Source organism: Pseudomonas brassicacearum subsp. brassicacearum (assembly GCF_008801605.1).
Lineage (GTDB): Bacteria > Pseudomonadota > Gammaproteobacteria > Pseudomonadales > Pseudomonadaceae > Aquipseudomonas > Aquipseudomonas brassicacearum.
This window is the reverse complement of the sequence record NZ_VZPJ01000010.1, coordinates 125,857-142,820: the sequence shown is the minus strand read 5'-3', so window position 1 is coordinate 142,820 and position 16,964 is coordinate 125,857. Positions and strand designations below refer to the sequence as shown.

The 16,964-nt window shown below is 62.1% G+C and carries 15 protein-coding genes; 8 read left to right on the top strand and 7 right to left on the bottom strand.

Annotated features, from left to right (window positions below):
- Window positions 1-11 precede the first annotated feature (11 nt).
- Both F7R20_RS21910 and F7R20_RS21905 read left to right on the top strand, forming a co-directional pair.
- On the top strand, window positions 12-419 hold the full coding sequence (locus F7R20_RS21910; protein ID WP_003199169.1) for a hypothetical protein: 408 nt from the start codon (window positions 12-14) through the stop codon (window positions 417-419).
- A 326-nt stretch (window positions 420-745) separates the two neighbouring features.
- Window positions 746-2,839 (top strand): LTA synthase family protein, encoded by a 2,094-nt coding sequence (locus tag F7R20_RS21905; RefSeq protein WP_003199171.1) that lies wholly within the window; start codon window positions 746-748, stop codon window positions 2,837-2,839.
- 63 nt (window positions 2,840-2,902) lie between these two features.
- Here F7R20_RS21905 and F7R20_RS21900 read toward each other — a convergent pair whose 3' ends face one another.
- A complete protein-coding gene (locus F7R20_RS21900; protein WP_003183939.1) occupies window positions 2,903-3,055 on the bottom strand; it encodes a DUF3309 family protein in 153 nt (50 codons plus the stop codon).
- 232 nt (window positions 3,056-3,287) lie between these two features.
- Here F7R20_RS21900 and F7R20_RS21895 point away from each other — a divergent pair, with 232 nt between their 5' ends.
- The 3 genes from F7R20_RS21895 (at window position 3,288) to csrA (ending at window position 4,844) form a co-directional block, all read left to right on the top strand.
- Window positions 3,288-4,103, top strand: a complete 816-nt coding sequence (locus tag F7R20_RS21895) for an SDR family oxidoreductase (protein WP_003199173.1) — start codon at window positions 3,288-3,290, stop codon at window positions 4,101-4,103.
- A 57-nt stretch (window positions 4,104-4,160) separates the two neighbouring features.
- Window positions 4,161-4,493, top strand: a complete 333-nt coding sequence (locus F7R20_RS21890; RefSeq protein WP_003199175.1) for a YnfA family protein — start codon at window positions 4,161-4,163, stop codon at window positions 4,491-4,493.
- A gap of 150 nt (window positions 4,494-4,643) precedes the next feature.
- The gene (csrA, locus tag F7R20_RS21885) at window positions 4,644-4,844 is read left to right on the top strand and encodes a carbon storage regulator CsrA (protein ID WP_003199177.1); all 201 of its coding nucleotides are present in this window, start codon (window positions 4,644-4,646) and stop codon (window positions 4,842-4,844) included.
- Here csrA and F7R20_RS21880 read toward each other — a convergent pair.
- The 5 genes from F7R20_RS21880 to mnmC all read right to left on the bottom strand — a co-directional run bounded on the left by F7R20_RS21880 (window position 4,833) and on the right by mnmC (window position 12,416).
- Window positions 4,833-5,060 (bottom strand): YheU family protein, encoded by a 228-nt coding sequence (locus F7R20_RS21880; RefSeq protein ID WP_003199186.1) that lies wholly within the window; start codon window positions 5,058-5,060, stop codon window positions 4,833-4,835. The two genes, csrA and F7R20_RS21880, sit on opposite strands and share 12 nt — an antisense overlap.
- Window positions 5,061-5,236: 176 nt before the next feature.
- Window positions 5,237-6,427 carry an osmoprotectant NAGGN system M42 family peptidase gene (locus tag F7R20_RS21875; protein ID WP_003199188.1) on the bottom strand — a complete coding sequence of 397 codons (1,191 nt, stop codon included), beginning with the start codon at window positions 6,425-6,427 and terminating at the stop codon, window positions 5,237-5,239.
- A 201-nt stretch (window positions 6,428-6,628) separates the two neighbouring features.
- The gene (ngg, locus tag F7R20_RS21870) at window positions 6,629-8,374 is read right to left on the bottom strand and encodes an N-acetylglutaminylglutamine synthetase (RefSeq protein ID WP_003199190.1); all 1,746 of its coding nucleotides are present in this window, start codon (window positions 8,372-8,374) and stop codon (window positions 6,629-6,631) included.
- A 3-nt stretch (window positions 8,375-8,377) separates the two neighbouring features.
- The gene (locus F7R20_RS21865) at window positions 8,378-10,150 is read right to left on the bottom strand and encodes an N-acetylglutaminylglutamine amidotransferase (protein ID WP_003199192.1); all 1,773 of its coding nucleotides are present in this window, start codon (window positions 10,148-10,150) and stop codon (window positions 8,378-8,380) included.
- A 283-nt stretch (window positions 10,151-10,433) separates the two neighbouring features.
- Window positions 10,434-12,416 carry a bifunctional tRNA (5-methylaminomethyl-2-thiouridine)(34)-methyltransferase MnmD/FAD-dependent 5-carboxymethylaminomethyl-2-thiouridine(34) oxidoreductase MnmC gene (mnmC, locus tag F7R20_RS21860; RefSeq protein WP_003199194.1) on the bottom strand — a complete coding sequence of 661 codons (1,983 nt, stop codon included), beginning with the start codon at window positions 12,414-12,416 and terminating at the stop codon, window positions 10,434-10,436.
- A 150-nt stretch (window positions 12,417-12,566) separates the two neighbouring features.
- Here mnmC and pap point away from each other — a divergent pair, with 150 nt between their 5' ends.
- Both pap and F7R20_RS21850 read left to right on the top strand, forming a co-directional pair.
- Window positions 12,567-14,084 (top strand): polyphosphate:AMP phosphotransferase, encoded by a 1,518-nt coding sequence (gene pap / locus F7R20_RS21855; protein ID WP_003199196.1) that lies wholly within the window; start codon window positions 12,567-12,569, stop codon window positions 14,082-14,084.
- A 103-nt stretch (window positions 14,085-14,187) separates the two neighbouring features.
- Window positions 14,188-15,372, top strand: coding sequence for a thiolase family protein (locus tag F7R20_RS21850; RefSeq protein WP_003199198.1), 1,185 nt, complete (start codon window positions 14,188-14,190; stop codon window positions 15,370-15,372).
- Window positions 15,373-15,547: 175 nt separating this feature from the next.
- Here the strand turns inward: F7R20_RS21850 and F7R20_RS21845 are convergent, their stop codons facing one another.
- Window positions 15,548-15,745 (bottom strand): DUF6316 family protein, encoded by a 198-nt coding sequence (locus tag F7R20_RS21845; protein WP_003199200.1) that lies wholly within the window; start codon window positions 15,743-15,745, stop codon window positions 15,548-15,550.
- Between the two features lie 190 nt (window positions 15,746-15,935).
- On the opposite strand from F7R20_RS21845, the gene F7R20_RS21840 reads away from it, so the two are divergent.
- Window positions 15,936-16,886, top strand: coding sequence for a DMT family transporter (locus tag F7R20_RS21840; RefSeq protein ID WP_003199201.1), 951 nt, complete (start codon window positions 15,936-15,938; stop codon window positions 16,884-16,886).
- Window positions 16,887-16,964: the final 78 nt, after the last annotated feature.

The window sequence follows — 16,964 nt, the reverse complement described above, 5'->3', positions numbered from 1 at the left end:
GAATTCGCACCATGACCGCCATCGCTCGTATCACCCTGCTCACGCTCGTCATGGGCCTGAGCGCTTGTGCGGTCCAGCGTCCGTCGGAGCCCTCGGCACCGCTGCCACCGATCCCGCCGTCGACCCCGACCAGCAAACCGGTCCCGTCCACAGCGCCGGGCAAACCTGTCATCCCGAACAAGCCGGCCAAACCGCTGCCGCGCACCTCCGCCAGCTTCGCCCCACCGCCAGGTGGCAACAGCCATTGGGACGCCAAGCTTGGGGTCTATGTGCTGGACAACCAGACGAACACGTTCTATCGCCAGCGAACCTATTACCGCTGGAACAACGGTTGGAGCCGTTCCGTCAGCCCGAATGGTCCATGGGAAGACACCAGCATCGAAGGCGTGCCAGCGGGCTTGGGGCGGCAATTCCATTAAGCAACGGGAACCCCGGAGGAAAGGGGGCATCTGTGGGAGCAAGCTTTGCTCCCACAGATAAATCCCCTTGCTACCATAGCGTTCGGTTGAGCCGCATCGCCAGGCTGGGCTTTTTGTGTTTCTGAATATTCTTTGAACGAAATTTTCACAAAATCTTGCGGACAATCCCCCGCGCTCATATCGCCGCCGGTTATTTAATGGCAATGCCATAGCCGTTCGTGCAACATTTGCGCACTCGCGCAAGCCCCGAGGCCAGACTTTGGTCAACAGAGGGCGCGCCGTTGTTTCTTTTTGTCACTCCAATTCCGATAGGGTCCTTAAACGACATGGCAATCCCGGACGCCCTGAGTCAGCAGCGTACTACGCATCGCCTGCTGCAACCGACCGTCAAATCACACCTGGCCTACACGTTGCTCTGTGCCCTGGTGATGATGGTCATGTTCAGCCTGCTGCGCGTGGCGCTGCTGGTCTATAACCGCGAGATGATCCTCGACACCCCGGCCTCGACCTTCGTTGAAGCCTTTGTCAATGGCCTGCGTTTCGACTTGCGCCTGGTGGTCTATCTCTGCATCCCGTTGTTGCTGGCGTTGTTCAGCGCCAGGGCCATGGCCGCCCGTGGGTTCTTTCGTTTGTGGCTGACCGTCACTTCCAGCATCGCGCTGTTCCTGGGCTTGATGGAGATGGATTTCTACCGTGAATTCCACCAGCGCCTCAACGGTCTGGTCTTCCAGTACGTAAAGGAAGACCCGAAAACCGTGATGAGCATGCTCTGGTACGGTTTTCCGGTGGTGCGCTACCTGCTGGCGTGGGCCGGCGGCACCATCATCCTCAGCCTGGCGTTCAAGGGCGCCGACCGCGCCACGCGTCCCCGTGGGCCGTTCAGTGGCGGCACCATCGGCACCCGGCAGATCGCTCCGTGGTATGGGCGTGTCGTGGTGTTCATCGTTTGCCTGCTGGTCGCTGTGACCGCCGCGCGTGGCACCTTGCGCCAAGGGCCGCCCCTGCGCTGGGGCGACGTCTACACCACCGATTCGAACTTCGCCAACCAGTTGGGCCTCAACGGTACCTTGTCGCTGGTGGCCGCGGCGAAAAGCCGGATGTCCGAAGACCGCGACAACATCTGGAAAGCCACCCTCGAGCAACCGTTGGCACAGCAGACTGTGCGCGACATGCTGGTGATGCCTGACGATAAACTGGTGGACACCGCGACCGCCGCCGTGCGCCGCGACTACACGCCGCCGGCCGACAAGACCCTGCCGATCAAGAACGTGGTCGTGATCCTCATGGAAAGCATGGCCGGTCACTCGGTTGGCGCCCTGGGCGCGCCGGGCAACATCACGCCTTACCTGGACAAACTGTCCAAGGAAGGCCTGTTGTTCGACCGTTTCTTCTCCAACGGTACCCACACCCACCAAGGCATGTTCGCCACCATGGCGTGCTTCCCGAACCTGCCCGGTTTTGAGTACCTGATGCAGACGCCGGAGGGCAGCCACAAGCTGTCGGGCCTGCCGCAACTGCTCAGCGCCCGTGACTACGACGACGTGTATGTCTACAACGGCGATTTTGCCTGGGACAACCAGTCGGGTTTCTTCAGCAGCCAGGGCATGACTACATTCATCGGGCGTAACGACTTCGTGAACCCGGTGTTCTCCGATCCGACCTGGGGCGTGTCCGACCAGGATATGTTCGACCGTGGCCTGATCGAGCTCAAGGCGCGGGAAAACGGCAAGCCGTTCTATGCCTTGCTGCAAACCTTGTCCAACCACACCCCTTATGCGCTGCCGACGCCGTTGCCGGTCGAGCGGGTCACCGACCGTGGCAGCCTGAACGAACACCTGACTGCCATGCGTTACTCCGACTGGGCGCTGGGCCAGTTCTTCGAGAAGGCCCGCAAGGAGCCTTACTTCAAGGAAACCCTGTTCGTCGTGGTCGGCGACCATGGCTTTGGCAACGAACGCCAGATCACCGAGATGGACCTGGGCCGTTTCAACGTACCGATGCTGTTGATCGGTCCGGGCGTCCAGGAAAAATTCGGCCAGCGTAACCACACCGTGGGTACCCAGGTCGACATCGTGCCGACCATCATGGGCCGGATCGGTGGGCAAGTACGGAACCAGTGCTGGGGCCGTGACCTGTTGAACCTGCCGCAAGGCGATCCCGGTTTTGGTGTGATCAAGCCGTCGGGCAGTGATCAGACCACCGCGATCATCCGGGGTGACACCGTCCTGATGCTTCCCAAGGAAAAGGAAATGGCGCCGAAGATGTATCGCTATGAGCTGGGCGCCAATCCGCATGCGCAAATCATCCAGGATGCACCCGACGCTGCCGAGATGAAGCTCAAGCTCGAATCCTTCCTGCAAACCGCGACCAAGAGCCTGCTGGATAACACCGCCGGGGTTGTTGACGGCAAGCCGGACTGATAAACGGCGCACATAAAAAAGAGGCCTGCAAAGGCCTCTTTTTTTTTGCGCTTACTTAGTGGTTTATATCTTGCCCAGTAGTAGCAGGACCAACAGCACCACCAACACCACACCGATGATACCGGACGGGCCGTAACCCCAACTTCTGGAGTGCGGGAAGACTGGGAGACCACCGATCAGCAGGAGGATCAGGATAATGATAAGTATTGTGCCCATTGTAGATTTCCTTATTGGTCAGTTCTGGAGTGATGCAACTTCCAACTACCAGCGCGCATGCGTTAAATCCGGGCGGCTTAATAAGTCCGACCGTCGCGCCTTGTAGAAAATTCAAAGTTTTTGTAGCGCCTACGGTTTGCCCTCGCCATTCAGCAATCTGATGGAGCGTGGGTCCGCTGAATGCCTTCGCTACACTCGGCCTATCTCTCCCGGAACAACAAGGCTGTCTGCTATGCAAAATCGCATGATGATCACTGGTGCCGGCTCCGGCCTGGGTCGCGAAATCGCGCTGCGCTGGGCCCGCGAAGGATGGCGCCTGGCCTTATCGGATGTCAGCGAGCCGGGCCTCGTGGAAACCCTCAAGCTAGTGCGTGGTGCCGGTGGCGACGGCTTTATCCAGCGCTGCGACGTGCGCGACTACAGCCAATTGACTGCGTTCGCCCAGGCCTGCGAAGAGAAGTTCGGCGGTATCGATATCATCGTCAACAATGCCGGCGTGGCCTCGGGCGGCTTCTTCAGCGAGCTTTCCCTGGAGGATTGGGACTGGCAGATCGCGATCAACCTCATGGGCGTGGTCAAGGGCTGCAAGGCGTTCCTGCCGCTGCTGGAAAAAAGCCGTGGCAAGATCATCAACATCGCCTCCATGGCAGCCCTGATGCAGGGCCCGGCCATGAGCAACTACAACGTGGCCAAGGCAGGTGTCGTGGCGCTGTCGGAAAGCCTGCTGGTGGAACTGGCGCAGCAGGAAGTTGGCGTACACGTGGTGTGCCCGTCGTTCTTCCAGACCAATCTGTTGGACTCCTTCCGCGGCCCGACCCCGGCCATGAAAGCCCAGGTTGGCAAGTTGCTGGAAAGCTCACCGATCAGCGCCACGGATATTGCCGACTACATCTACCAGCAGGTCGCCCAGGGCCAGTTCATGATCCTGCCCCACGAACAGGGACGCATGGCTTGGGCGCTCAAGCAGAAGAACCCACAGTTGCTGTACGACGAAATGACCGTCATGGCCGACAAGATGCGCGCCAAGGCCCGGCAAAACCTCAATTGACCTGGATGCCCGATGTCCTCAGGATGGCGCCATTCGGCCCTCCTGATGGACATTTGCATGCTCAATTACCTGTGGTTTTTTCTCGCCGCGCTGTTTGAGATCGCTGGCTGCTACGCATTCTGGATGTGGTTGCGCCAGGGCAAGAGCGCCTGGTGGATCGCCCCGGCGGTGCTCAGCCTCACCCTGTTCGCGCTGTTGCTGACCCGCATCGAAGCGACGTACGCCGGGCGCGCCTACGCCGCTTATGGCGGCCTCTATATCATTGCCTCGATCGGCTGGCTGGCGGTGGTTGAGCGGGTGCGACCACTGGGGTCCGACTGGATTGGCGTGGCGCTCTGCGTGTTGGGGGCGAGTGTGATTCTATTCGGCCCGCGGTTCTCGGCGCCCTGAAATACCGGCGGTCCGACAGGGTTTTGCAGGAAGTTTCCGTCAGTCACAAGAACTTTGCTTGTAGGGCCTTACTGAATTCTCGTGGGTGACTTGAGAACAGGAAACAGGCCGGGCATGGTCAGGGTCCAGACATTCTTAAGGACAAGAACCATGCTTGTATTAAGCCGCGCTGTAGGTGAGTTGATTTCCATCGGTGACGATATTTCCGTCCGTGTGCTGTCGGTCAGCGGCGGCACGGTGCGTTTTGGCGTGGAAGCGCCACGGCATGTCGATGTCCATCGTTCCGAAATCTACGACAAGATCCAGAAGAAAAAGGCCCATGCCACTCGCAAGGCCTGTTCAGTCGAATAGGTGTTTGGGCACGTCGTGCTTGAGCATCAGTTGACACTGTTCACTTTCGGGGTCGAAGACGATCAACGCCTGGCCTTTGGTCAGGGCTTGCCTGACCCGCAGAACCCGCGTTTCCAGGGGCGTGTCGTCACCATTGTCGGTGCCGTCGCGGGTCACGAAATCCTCGATCAGGCGGGTGAGCGTGTCGACTTCGAGTTGGTCGTGGGGGATGAGCATGGGGTACCTCGGCTAGACAATAGGGCGATGCTACGGCCAATGGGCTTTTGCGGCTAGCCTTGGGTTTTGTGGAGCCTGTCCTGGCCTCATCGCGAGCAAGCTCGCTCCCACAATGGAGCACCTTGTGGGAGCGAGCTTGCTCGCGATGGCAATAGCCCAGACAGTGAAATGTCGGGTTAGTTATCGGAGCGCTGCCCAATCAGGCTGTCCACCGACGGTACCCGGGTATCACTTTCCATCTGTGTATCGTGTTCGATCTGATGACTGAAACGGTCCAGTGAACCCTGGGCTGGTTGCGCGTCGCTGGCGAACACCGGCGGGCTGAGGATGTAGGCGCCGAGCAGGCGACTGAGGGCGGCCAGGCTGTCGATGTGGGTGCGTTCGTAGCCATGGGTGGCGTCGCAGCCGAAGGCCAGCAGGGCGGTGCGGATATCGTGGCCGGCGGTGATGGCCGAATGAGCGTCGCTGAAGTAGTAGCGGAACAGGTCGCGGCGTGCCGGTACCTCGTTCTCCTTGGCCAGTTTCAGCAAGTGCCGCGACAGATGATAGTCGTAGGGGCCTCCGGAATCCTGCATCGCCACGCTGACTGTGTGTTCGCTGGAATGCTGGCCTGGCGCGACAGGCGCGATGTCGATGCCAACGAATTCGCTGACATCCCAGGGCAGTGCGGCCGCGGCACCGCTGCCGGTTTCCTCGGTGATGGTGAACAGTGGGTGACAGTCGATCAGCAGTTCTTCGCCGCTGTCGACAATCGCCTTGAGCGCCGCCAGCAGCGCCGCGACCCCGGCCTTGTCGTCCAGGTGACGAGCGCTGATGTGGCCGCTTTCGGTGAATTCCGGCAGGGGGTCGAAGGCGACGTAATCGCCGATGCCCACCCCCAGGGTTTCGCAATCGGCGCGGGTGGTGCAATAAGCGTCCAGGCGCAGCTCGATGTGGTCCCAACTGATGGGCAGTTCATCCACGGCGGTATTGAACGCGTGCCCGGATGCCATCAACGGCAGCACGCTGCCACGGATCACGCCGGTGTCGGTAAACAGGCTGACCCGGCTGCCTTCGGCAAATCGGCTGGACCAGCAACCCACGGGGGCCAGGGTCAGGCGGCCGTTGTCCTTGATGGCCCGCACCGAGGCACCGATGGTATCCAAGTGCGCCGACACGGCCCGGTCGGGGCTGCTCTTGCGCCCCTTGAGCGTGGCGCGAATGGTGCCACGGCGGGTCATTTCAAAAGCGATACCCAGCTCTTCGAGCCGCTCGGCGACGTAGCGCACGATGGTGTCGGTAAAGCCGGTAGGGCTGGGGATGGCGAGCATCTCCAGCAGGACCTTTTGCAGGTATTCGAGATCCGGTTCGGGAATTTTGCTGATCATGGAAACTCCTGATGGGTTGAGCGCATCGATGGTTTCGATGAGTGTGTCCGACTGTTGGATGGCGGTGCCTGAACTGGCCTCATCGCGAGCAAGCTCGCTCCCACAGAGGTCCTACGATGAACACAGAATGTGTAAACACCAGAAATCCCATGTGGGAGCGAGCTTGCTCGCGATGGCATCTGTTCAGGCACTACGCCTCTGCTAGGCCGCCGTCTGGCTATGGGGAAACAACAAATCCACAAAGCGCTCGGCGGTGGGTTGTGGTTCGTGGTTGGCCAGGCCTGCGCGTTCGTTGGCTTCGATGAACACGTACTCGGGTTGATCGGCCGCCGGCACCAGCAGGTCGAGGCCGACCATGGGGATGTCGAGCGCCCGCGCGGCGCGCACCGCCGCATCGACAAGGGTCGGATGCAGGATGCCGGTGACATCCTCCAGCACGCCGCCGGTATGGAGGTTCGCCGTACGCCGTACGAACAGGTGCTCCCCAGCGGGCAGCACGCTGTCGTAGTCGAACCCCGCCGCGCTGAGCGTGCGCAGGGTCTCGGCGTCCATCGGGATTTTACTTTCGCCGCCCGTGGCCGCTTGGCGTCGGCGGCTCTGGGCTTCGATCAGCGCGCCGATGGTGTGCCGGCCATCGCCGATCACCTCCGCCGGGCGCCGGATCGCCGCCGCCACCACTTCGAAACCGATCACCAGAATGCGCAGGTCCAGTCCCTCGTGGAAGCTTTCCAGCAAGACCTGGCTATCGAACTGCCGGGCCGCTTCGATGGCGCTCTGCACCTCCTCGATGGTGCGCAGGTCTACCGCCACGCCTTGGCCCTGTTCACCGTCCAGCGGCTTGACGACCACCCGTTCGTGCTCGTCGAGAAACGCCAGGTTGTCATCGGCATTGCCCGCCAACTGTTGGGCCGGCAGGTTCAGGCCGGCGTTTTTCAGCACTTTGTGGGTCAGGCTTTTGTTCTGGCACAGCGTCATGCTGATGGCGCTGGTCAGGTCGCTCAAGGATTCGCGGCATCGGACCCGACGGCTGCCGTGGACCAGGGTGAACAAGCCGGCCTCGGCATCGTCCACCTGCACGTCGATGCCTCGGCGGTGAGCTTCTTCGACAATGATTCGCGCATAAGGATTGAACTGCGCTTCGGGGCCTGGCCCCAGGAACAACGGCTGGTTGATGCCGTTCTTGCGTTTGATGGCGAAGGTCGAGAGATTGCGAAAGCCGAGTTTGGCGTAGAGGTTTTTCGCCAGGCGATTGTCGTGCAACACCGACAGGTCGAGGTAACTCAAGCCACGGCTCATGAAATGCTCGATGAGGTGACGCACCAGCACTTCGCCAACACCGGGCCGCGGACATTGCGGGTCGACTGCCAGGCACCAGAGGCTGCTGCCGTTTTCCGGGTCGTTGAAGGCTTTCTGGTGATTCAGACCCATGACGCTGCCGATCACCGCACCGGTGTCGTCATCTTCGGCCAGCCAGTAGACCGGGCCACCCTCATGGCGCGGGGTCAGGCGCAGCGGGTCGATGGGCAACATGCCTCGGGCTTGGTACAGCTGGTTGATGGCCTGCCAGTCGGTCTCGCTCTGGGCCCGACGAATCCGGAAACCGCGAAACACCCGGGTGGACTGGCGATAGTCGCTGAACCACAAGCGCAAGGTGTCGGACGGATCGAGGAACAGTTGTGCCGGTTCCAGCCCCAGTACTTGCTGGGGCGCGGCCACGTACAAGGCAATGTCGCGTTCGCCGGGTTGTTCGTTGAGCAGTTCCTGGGCCAGGCTTGCCGGGTCCGGGAAGGTGTGGCCGATCAAAAGTCGGCCCCAGCCGCAATGCACCGCGATCGGGTCGGCACCCAACTCGCTGCCGTCTTCGGCCAGGCGTGCCTGCAGGCGTTCGTAGGAGGGCGCCTGGCCACGCAAGAGGCGTTGATTGTGAACTGTTGCATGAGGTTTCATCGATCAGATTCCTTGCTCGCTGAGCCACAGGTTCAGCGCCGCCAGTTGCCACAGTCGCGAGCCGCGCAATGGCGTGAGCTGGCCGTTGGGGTCGGTCAGCAGGCGGTCGAGCATGGCCGGGTTGAACAGGCCGCGGTCCTGGCTCGGGTCCAGCAGCAACTCGCGAACCCAGGCCAGCGTATTGCCTTCCAGGTGCTTGAGGCCTGGCACCGGGAAATAGCCTTTCTTGCGGTCGATCACCTCGCCGGGGATCACCCGCCGGGCGGCTTCCTTGAGTACCTGCTTGCCGCCATCGGGCAGCTTGAACTTCGCTGGGACCCGGGCCGAGAGTTCCACCAGGCGGTAGTCCAGGAAGGGCGTGCGCGCTTCCAGGCCCCAGGCCATGGTCATGTTGTCGACACGCTTGACCGGGTCGTCCACCAGCATCACGGTGCTGTCCAGGCGCAGGGCCTTGTCTACCGCCGCATCGGCCCCGGGCTGGGCGAAATGTTCTTTGACGAAGTCACCGGCCGCGTCGTTGGCCATCAGCCATTTGGGCTGCACGGTGGCGGCATATTCTTCGTAGCTGCGGTCGAAGAACGCGGCGCGATAGGCCGCGTACGGATCGCTGGCGCCATCGACCTGCGGGTACCAGTGGTAACCGGCGAACAGCTCGTCGGCGCCCTGGCCGCTTTGCACCACTTTGCAGTGCTTGGCCACTTCCCGCGATAGCAGGTAGAAGGCGATGCAGTCATGGCTGACCATCGGCTCGCTCATGGCACGGAACGCTGCCGGCAGTTGCTCGATGATCTCTTTCTCGTCGATACGCAGTTGGTGGTGGCGGGTGCCGTAGTGCTTGGCGATCAGGTCTGAATACTGGAACTCGTCACCACGCTCGCCGCCGGCATCCTGGAAACCGATAGAGAAGGTCGACAGGTCTTCTACGCCGACCTCGCGCAGCAGTCCCACAAGCATGCTCGAATCCACGCCACCGGAAAGCAGCACGCCGACATCCACGGCGGCGCGTTGGCGAATGGCAACCGCTTCACGGGTGCTGTCGAGCACGCGGTCGATCCAGTCTTCCAGGTTCAGGTGCTGTTCGTCGGCCCGTGGTCCGTAGGGCAGGGTCCACCAGGTTTTCTGCTCGGTGCTGCCGTCGGCTTCGATGCGCATCCAGGTGGCGGGCGGCAGTTTTTCAACACCCGCCAGCAAGGTGCGGGGCGCCGGGACCACCGCGTGGAAATTCAGGTAATGGTTGAGGGCCACCGGGTCGAGCATCGGGTTGATATCGCCACCCTTGAGCAGTGCTGGCAATGCCGAGGCGAAACGTAGCCGTTGGCCGGTGCGCGACAGGTACAGCGGCTTGACGCCGAGGCGGTCGCGGGCGATGAACAGCCGCTTGGCATCGCGTTCCCAGATGGCGAAGGCGAACATGCCGTTGAGCTTGGGCAGCAGCGCTTCGCCCCAGGCGTGATAGCCCTTGAGCAGCACTTCGGTGTCGCCACCTGAATAGAAGCTGTAGCCCAGGCCTTCGAGCTCGCTGCGCAGTTCCGGGTAGTTGTAGATCGCGCCGTTGAAGGCCAGGGACAGGCCCAACTGATTGTCGATCATCGGCTGGGCCGAGCCGTCCGACAGGTCCATGATTTTCAGGCGCCGATGGCCCAGGGCAATTGGCCCTTGGCTATGAAAGCCCCAGGCGTCGGGGCCGCGAGGGGCCAGGTGATGGGTGATTCGCTCTACGGCCGCAAGGTCCGCAGGTTGTTGATCGAAACGTAACTCTCCAGCTAATCCGCACATAAGTCCTTACCGGTTTTTCCGTTGGGGAGGGGTCAAGCCGCACACGCCAAAAGGGCGGGTACCCTGAAACTGACCGGAGGGATTGCTGTGAGTTTTAGATCGATGCGTTATAAGCCGGCCCGTGGGGGGATGGTCTGCCACGGGATTTCAAAGATGGGCGAACCTGTGGGCGCTGAGCTTGCTCGCGATGGCGGTGGATCAGTCGGCATCCAAGTAGGCTGACACATCGCCATCGCGAGCAAGCTCAGCTCCCACAGGATTTGTGGTGAGCCATCCATCTGTGTCAGGCCTTGCCCCGAATCAATGCTCGCAACGCAAACCGGTTTGGATGGCAGGCTTCGGCCACGCTGCGGGGCAGTGGCAGGGGTTCGTTGTCCAGCCAGGCGGCGATCAGTTCGCCCGACAGCGGGGCGGTGATCAGGCCGCGGGAACCGTGGCCGCTGTTGATGTACAGGCCATCGAGCCACGGGCAGGGGGCGTCCGGTACTTGGCGGGCGTCTTTGCCGAGGGCCGCATAGGCTTCGGTAAAGGCTTGACGATCCGCTAATGGGCCGACAATCGGCAGGTAATCCGGGCTGGTGCAACGGAACGCCGCGCGACCTTCGAGGCGTTCCGGATCCAGGCTGCCGGCATTCAGGCGGTCCACCAGGTCCAGGGAAATTTCTTCAAGCATCTGCAGGTTGCCGGCATGCTCGGCGGCCGTGGGCGTCAGGTCGTCGCTGTTGAAATCGAAACTGGCGCCCAGGGTGTGCTCGCCCAGTCGCGGCGGGGCCGCATAACCTTCGGCACAAACCACGGTCGCCAGGCTCTGGCTGCGGGTGGTTTGTGGCAACCGGGTGATTTGCCCACGAATGCGCTTGAGCGGCAAGTCGGCGGCCGCTTCGAAACGTTTGATCTCGGCGGCGCTGGCGAGGATCGCCACCGGCGCGCTGGCCAGGCAACGTTCGCCGTCCCACGCCTGCCAATGGCCGTCCACGCGGCGCAGTTGCAGCACTTCATGATGGGGCTGCACGTCAATCGCCGGCCCCGAGGCTTGCCAGCGACACAACGCCGGTGGATGCACCCAGCCGCCCTCGGGATAAAACAGACCACCACAGGCCAGACCGATGCCGGACCGCACCTGCGCCTCGGACTGATCGAGGGTATGCAGCAAATCCCTTGGGAACGCCTCGGCCAGTTGCGCCTGACGCTCGGCTTCCTTGCTGTTGAAGGCCAGTTGCAAGACGCCGCAGGCGTCCCAGTCAGTGCCGCGTTGCAGTTGCTCCAGCACGCGCCGGGTGTAGCCGAAGCCGCTGAGGATCATCTGCGACAACGCCGTGCCGTGGGCCGACAGCTTGAGATACAGCACGCCCTGGGGGTTGCCGGAAGCTTCCTCGGCCAACCCGGCATGACGCTCCAGCAACGTCACCTGCCAGCCACGTGCGGCGAGGCTGGCAGCGCTGGCACAACCGGCCAGGCCGCCGCCGATCACCAGTGCCCGGCGTTCGCCGGTCAGCGTGGCGGGGCGGGCGTACCAGGGTTTTGCCGGGGCCGGGGCCGGTGTCTGCTCCGGCCAGCCGAGAAACACACCGCGCAGGATTTCCCACTTGTGGCCGATGCCCGGCGTGCGCTTCATCTTGAAACCCGCCGCGTTCAGCAATCGCCGGACCCAACCGGTGCTGGTGAAGGTGCTGAGGGTGGCGTCAGGTGCGGCCAGCCGGGCCAGTTCGGCGAACAGCTCGGCGGTCCACATCTCGGGGTTCCTGGCCGGCGCGAAACCGTCGAGGAACCAGGCGTCGATCTGACCGTCCAGCTGCGGCAACTGCTCCAGGGCATCGCCGATCAACAGGGTCAGCGTCACCCGTCCGTCCGCCAGGACCAGGCGCTGGAAGCCCTGGTGGATCGCCACGTACTGCTCAAGCAATTGCTCCGCCTGAAGACTCAGTTGCGGCCACAAGGCCAGGGCCCGGCCCAGGTCCTGGGGGGTCAAGGGGTACTTCTCGACACTGACGAAATGCAGCCGGGCGCCTGCCGGTGCGCACTGTTCGAACAGTTGCCAGGCACAGAGGAAATTCAAGCCGGTGCCAAATCCGGTTTCGCCGATCACCAGCCGCCCGTCATCGGCCAGGGCCGCGAAACGCTCGGCCAGGTTGTTCTGCTCAAGGAACACATAACGGGTTTCTTCCAGCCCCGACTGGTCGGAAAAATACACATCGTCGAACACCCGCGAACGCGGGCGACCCTGATCATCCCAGTCGAGTTGGGCGTGTTGCTGGATGGGCGTCATGGCTGGCTCGGTCAAAACTGAGCGGCCATTCTAGCCGATCGGTATCGGCTTGCTTGACCCATCGCAACAGAGCGCGCATCTGGATGGAATCTGCTGCACAGGGCCGCATCCAATCCGCTAGTCTTGGCCCATCCCCGGAAGGAGCTGCCCATGTTTGAATCCGCTGAAATCGGTCACGCCATCGATAAAGAAACCTTTGAGGCCGAAGTGCCGGCCCTGCGTGAAGCGTTGTTGGAGGCGCAGTTCGAGTTGCAGCAGCAGGGCCGGTTTCCGGTCATCGTGCTGATCAATGGCATCGAAGGTGCGGGCAAGGGCGAGACGGTGAAGTTGCTCAACGAGTGGATGGACCCGCGGCTGATCGAAGTGCGCACCTTCGACCAGCAGACCGACGAGGAACTGGCGCGGCCTCCAGCGTGGCGCTACTGGCGGATGCTGCCGGCCAAGGGGCGCATGGGGATTTTCTTCGGCAACTGGTACAGCCAGATGCTGCAAGGCCGAGTCCATGGCGAGTTCAAGGACCCACGGCTCGACCAGGCGATTGCCGGTGCCGAGCGCCTGGAAAAAATGCTCTGCGACGAAGGCGCGCTGATCTTCAAGTTCTGGTTCCACCTGTCCAAGAAACAGATGAAGGCCCGGCTCAAGGGGCTCAAGGATGACCCACTGCACAGCTGGCGCATCAGCCCGCTGGACTGGCAGCAGTCCCAGACCTACGACAAGTTCGTCAAATACGGTGAGCGCGTGCTGCGCCGCACCAGTCGCGATTACGCGCCGTGGCATGTGATCGAAGGGATGGACAGCTGTTATCGCAGCCTCACCGTCGGACGGATCCTGCTCGACGGCTTGCGCCAGGCCCTGGACCGTCCGAAGGTCAAACCGCAAAAGGTCGGCGTGGCGCCGCTGCCCGCGCTGGACGGCCAGGTCACGCTGCTCGACAGCCTGGACATGACCTTGCGCCTGGACAAGGCCGATTACGAAGAACAGCTGATCACCGAGCAGGCGCGGTTCGCCGGCCTGCTGCGGGACAAGCGCATGCGCCAGCATGCCTTGGTGGCGGTGTTCGAGGGCAATGATGCGGCAGGCAAGGGCGGGGCGATCCGGCGGGTCGCGGCAGCCCTGGACCCGCGTCAATACAGCATCGTGCCGATTGCCGCGCCCACTGAAGAAGAGCGCGCCCACCCCTACATGTGGCGGTTCTGGCGGCATATTCCCGCGCGGGGCAAGTTCACCATGTTCGACCGCTCCTGGTACGGCCGGGTGCTGGTGGAGCGGGTCGAAGGCTTTTGCAGCCAGGCCGACTGGCTGCGGGCCTATGGAGAAATCAACGATTTCGAGGAGCAGGTCGCCGATGCCGGCTTGGTGGTGGTCAAGTTCTGGCTGGCCATCGACAAGGAAACCCAGCTGGAGCGTTTCCAGGAGCGCGAGGACATTCCATTCAAGCGCTTCAAGATCACCGAGGACGACTGGCGCAACCGCGACAAGTGGGACGCTTACCGCGCAGCGGTGTGCGACATGGTCGACCGCACGAGCACCGAGATTTCCCCTTGGACATTGGTGGAAGCCAACGACAAGCGCTGGGCGCGGGTCAAGGTGTTGCGTACTCTCAACCAGGCGCTGGAGGCGGCTTTCGAGCGGAGTGCAAAGCAGGCTCGCAAGAAAAAGAAGGGCTAGGGCGATGGGTGCGCATACGCGGGGTGAATGATTGTCGCGGTCGGTTATGCAGTGGATTTATGCTCGATTCACTCTCAACCGGCTACAACAATGAGGTACAGCCATGCGTGAAGTGGTGATCGTCGACAGCGTACGGACCGGCCTGGCCAAGTCCTTTCGCGGCAAGTTCAACATGACCCGTCCAGACGACATGGCGGCCCATTGTGTCGATGCCTTGCTGGCGCGCAACGACATCAATCCGGCCAGTGTCGAGGACTGCATCGTCGGGGCCGGGTCCAATGAAGGCGCCCAGGGCTACAACATCGGGCGCAACGTGGCGGTGCTCTCGAGATTGGGCACCGGCACCGCCGGCATGACCCTCAACCGCTTCTGTTCCTCGGGCCTGCAAGCCATTGCCATCGCCGCCAACCAGATCGCTTCCGGTTGCAGCGACATCATCGTGGCGGGCGGCGTGGAATCCATCAGTCTGACGATGAAAAGCGTCAACACCGACAATCTGATCAACCCGCTGCTCAAGGAGCAGGTGCCCGGGATCTATTTCCCCATGGGCCAGACGGCCGAGATCGTTGCCCGTCGTTACCAGGTCAGCCGCGAGGAACAGGACCGCTACGCCTTGCAGAGCCAGCAGCGCACCGCCAAGGCCCAGGCGGCCGGGTTGTTCAATGACGAAATCATCCCGATGGCGGTCAAGTACCGGGTCGAGGACAAGAACACTGGCGCTGTCCAGATCCTCGACGGTGTGGTCGATCACGACGATTGCAACCGTCCGGACACCACCTACGAAAGCCTGGCCGGCCTGAAACCGGTATTCGCCGAAGACGGTTCGGTGACGGCGGGCAACTCGTCGCAGTTGTCCGACGGGGCCTCGATGACCTTGGTGATGAGCCTGGAAAAAGCCCTGGCGCTGGGGCTCAAGCCCAAGGCGTTTTTCCGCGGCTTCACCGTGGCCGGTTGCGAGCCGGACGAGATGGGCATCGGCCCGGTGTTTTCAGTGCCCAAGCTGCTCAAGGCCAAGGGCTTGCAGATCGCCGATATCGACCTGTGGGAACTCAACGAGGCCTTTGCTTCCCAGTGCCTGTACAGCCGCAACCGGTTGGAAATCGATCCCGAGAAATACAACGTCAACGGCGGCTCGATCTCCATCGGTCATCCGTTCGGCATGACCGGCTCGCGGCAAGTGGGGCACCTGGTGCGCGAGCTGCAACGACGCAACCTGCGCTATGGCATCGTGACCATGTGCGTGGGCGGCGGGATGGGGGCTACGGGGTTGTTTGAGGCGGTGAGATAACCGGGCGCTGACGAGGGGATTATTTATGGCAAGGGGATTTGTCTCTGTGGGAGCAAGGCTTGCCCGCGATGAAGTTGATGCGGTCTCTCAAACCGAGGTGTCTGCATCGCGAGCAAGCTTTGCTCCCACAGGTAAATTCCCTTGCCACAAGGAGCTGCGCCAGCCGTGAGAGTGTTTAGCTGGCAACCTGAGTCAACTGCTGCATCCGCTGGATATACGCTTCTATCTCCACTTCTGCCGCTTCGCGGGTGGCGAACGGACCCTCTTGGGTGCCCTCACGTGTATTGAAATAAAACTCGCCGTTAACCCGGCAGATCCGGTCACTGCGAAAAATAGTCGTAGGGGCGGGATCCAAGGCGCGTTTTCCAAGCATGTCGGGTCTCCAGAGTGCAGCGAGGTCTGTTTCAAATGAGCATATGTGTTGTCCCAGATTCCCGCCTGTCCAACCGATCGACGGCTACGACCCCTACAATCCCATGGGCGGCCTCTGCCAAACTGTCCCTGTGTCGTGACGCAATAGACGCCTAGAATGGACGTCCTTTGTCTTGGGCTTCGAGGGTTGCATGCACATATCGTCCGGTCGCTGGGTCTACGGCCTGTTCCTCGCCCTGTTGACTGCCCTGCTATGGGGAATCCTGCCGATCAAGCTCAAGCAAGTGCTGCAAGTGATGGATCCGGTCACCGTGACCTGGTTTCGCTTGCTGGTGTCCGGCGGTTTGCTGTTCATCTATTTGGCCGCCACCCGGCGCCTGCCCAGTCACAAGGTCCTGGGCCCACGGGGCGGCTGGCTGGTAGCGATGGCGGTGCTCGGGCTGGTGGGCAACTACGTGTTGTACCTGATGGGCCTGAACCGCTTGAGCCCCGGCACCGCACAATTGGTGGTGCAGATGGGACCGATCATGTTGCTGGTCGCCAGTCTGTTCGTGTTCAAGGAGCGTTTCAGCGTGGGGCAGGGCATCGGCCTGCTGGTGTTGCTGATCGGTTTTACGCTGTTTTTCAACCAGCGCCTGGGCGAGTTGCTGACGTCCCTGAGCGACTACACCGCCGGGGTCCTGATGGTGTTGCTGGCGTCGACGGTCTGGACGTTTTATGCCCTGGGCCAGAAGCAATTGTTGACGGTGTGGAATTCGTTGCAGGTGATGATGGTGATCTACCTGTTCTGCGCGTTGCTGCTCACGCCCTGGGTGCATCCGTTGGAGGCGCAGCAATTGAGCCCATTGCAAGGCTGGCTGTTGCTCGCATGCTGCCTCAACACGCTGATTGCCTATGGCGCGTTTGCCGAAGCCTTGGCCCATTGGGAGGCGTCGCGGGTCAGCGCGACCCTGGCGATCACGCCGCTGGTGACGTTCGCCGCAGTGGCGACGGCGGCTTGGTGGTGGCCTGATTATGTCCATGCCGAGCAGATCAATCTGCTGGGGTATGGCGGGGCGGTGCTGGTGGTGCTGGGGTCGGCGCTGGTTGCCCTGGGCCCGTCGCTGATCGCCGGGCTCAGGGCCCGGCGCGTGGGGCATTAGCCCCCTGTGGGAGCGAGCCTGCTCGCGATGGCGGCCTGACAGGCAATAGAGATGTCGAGCCTGCCGGCCCCATCGCGA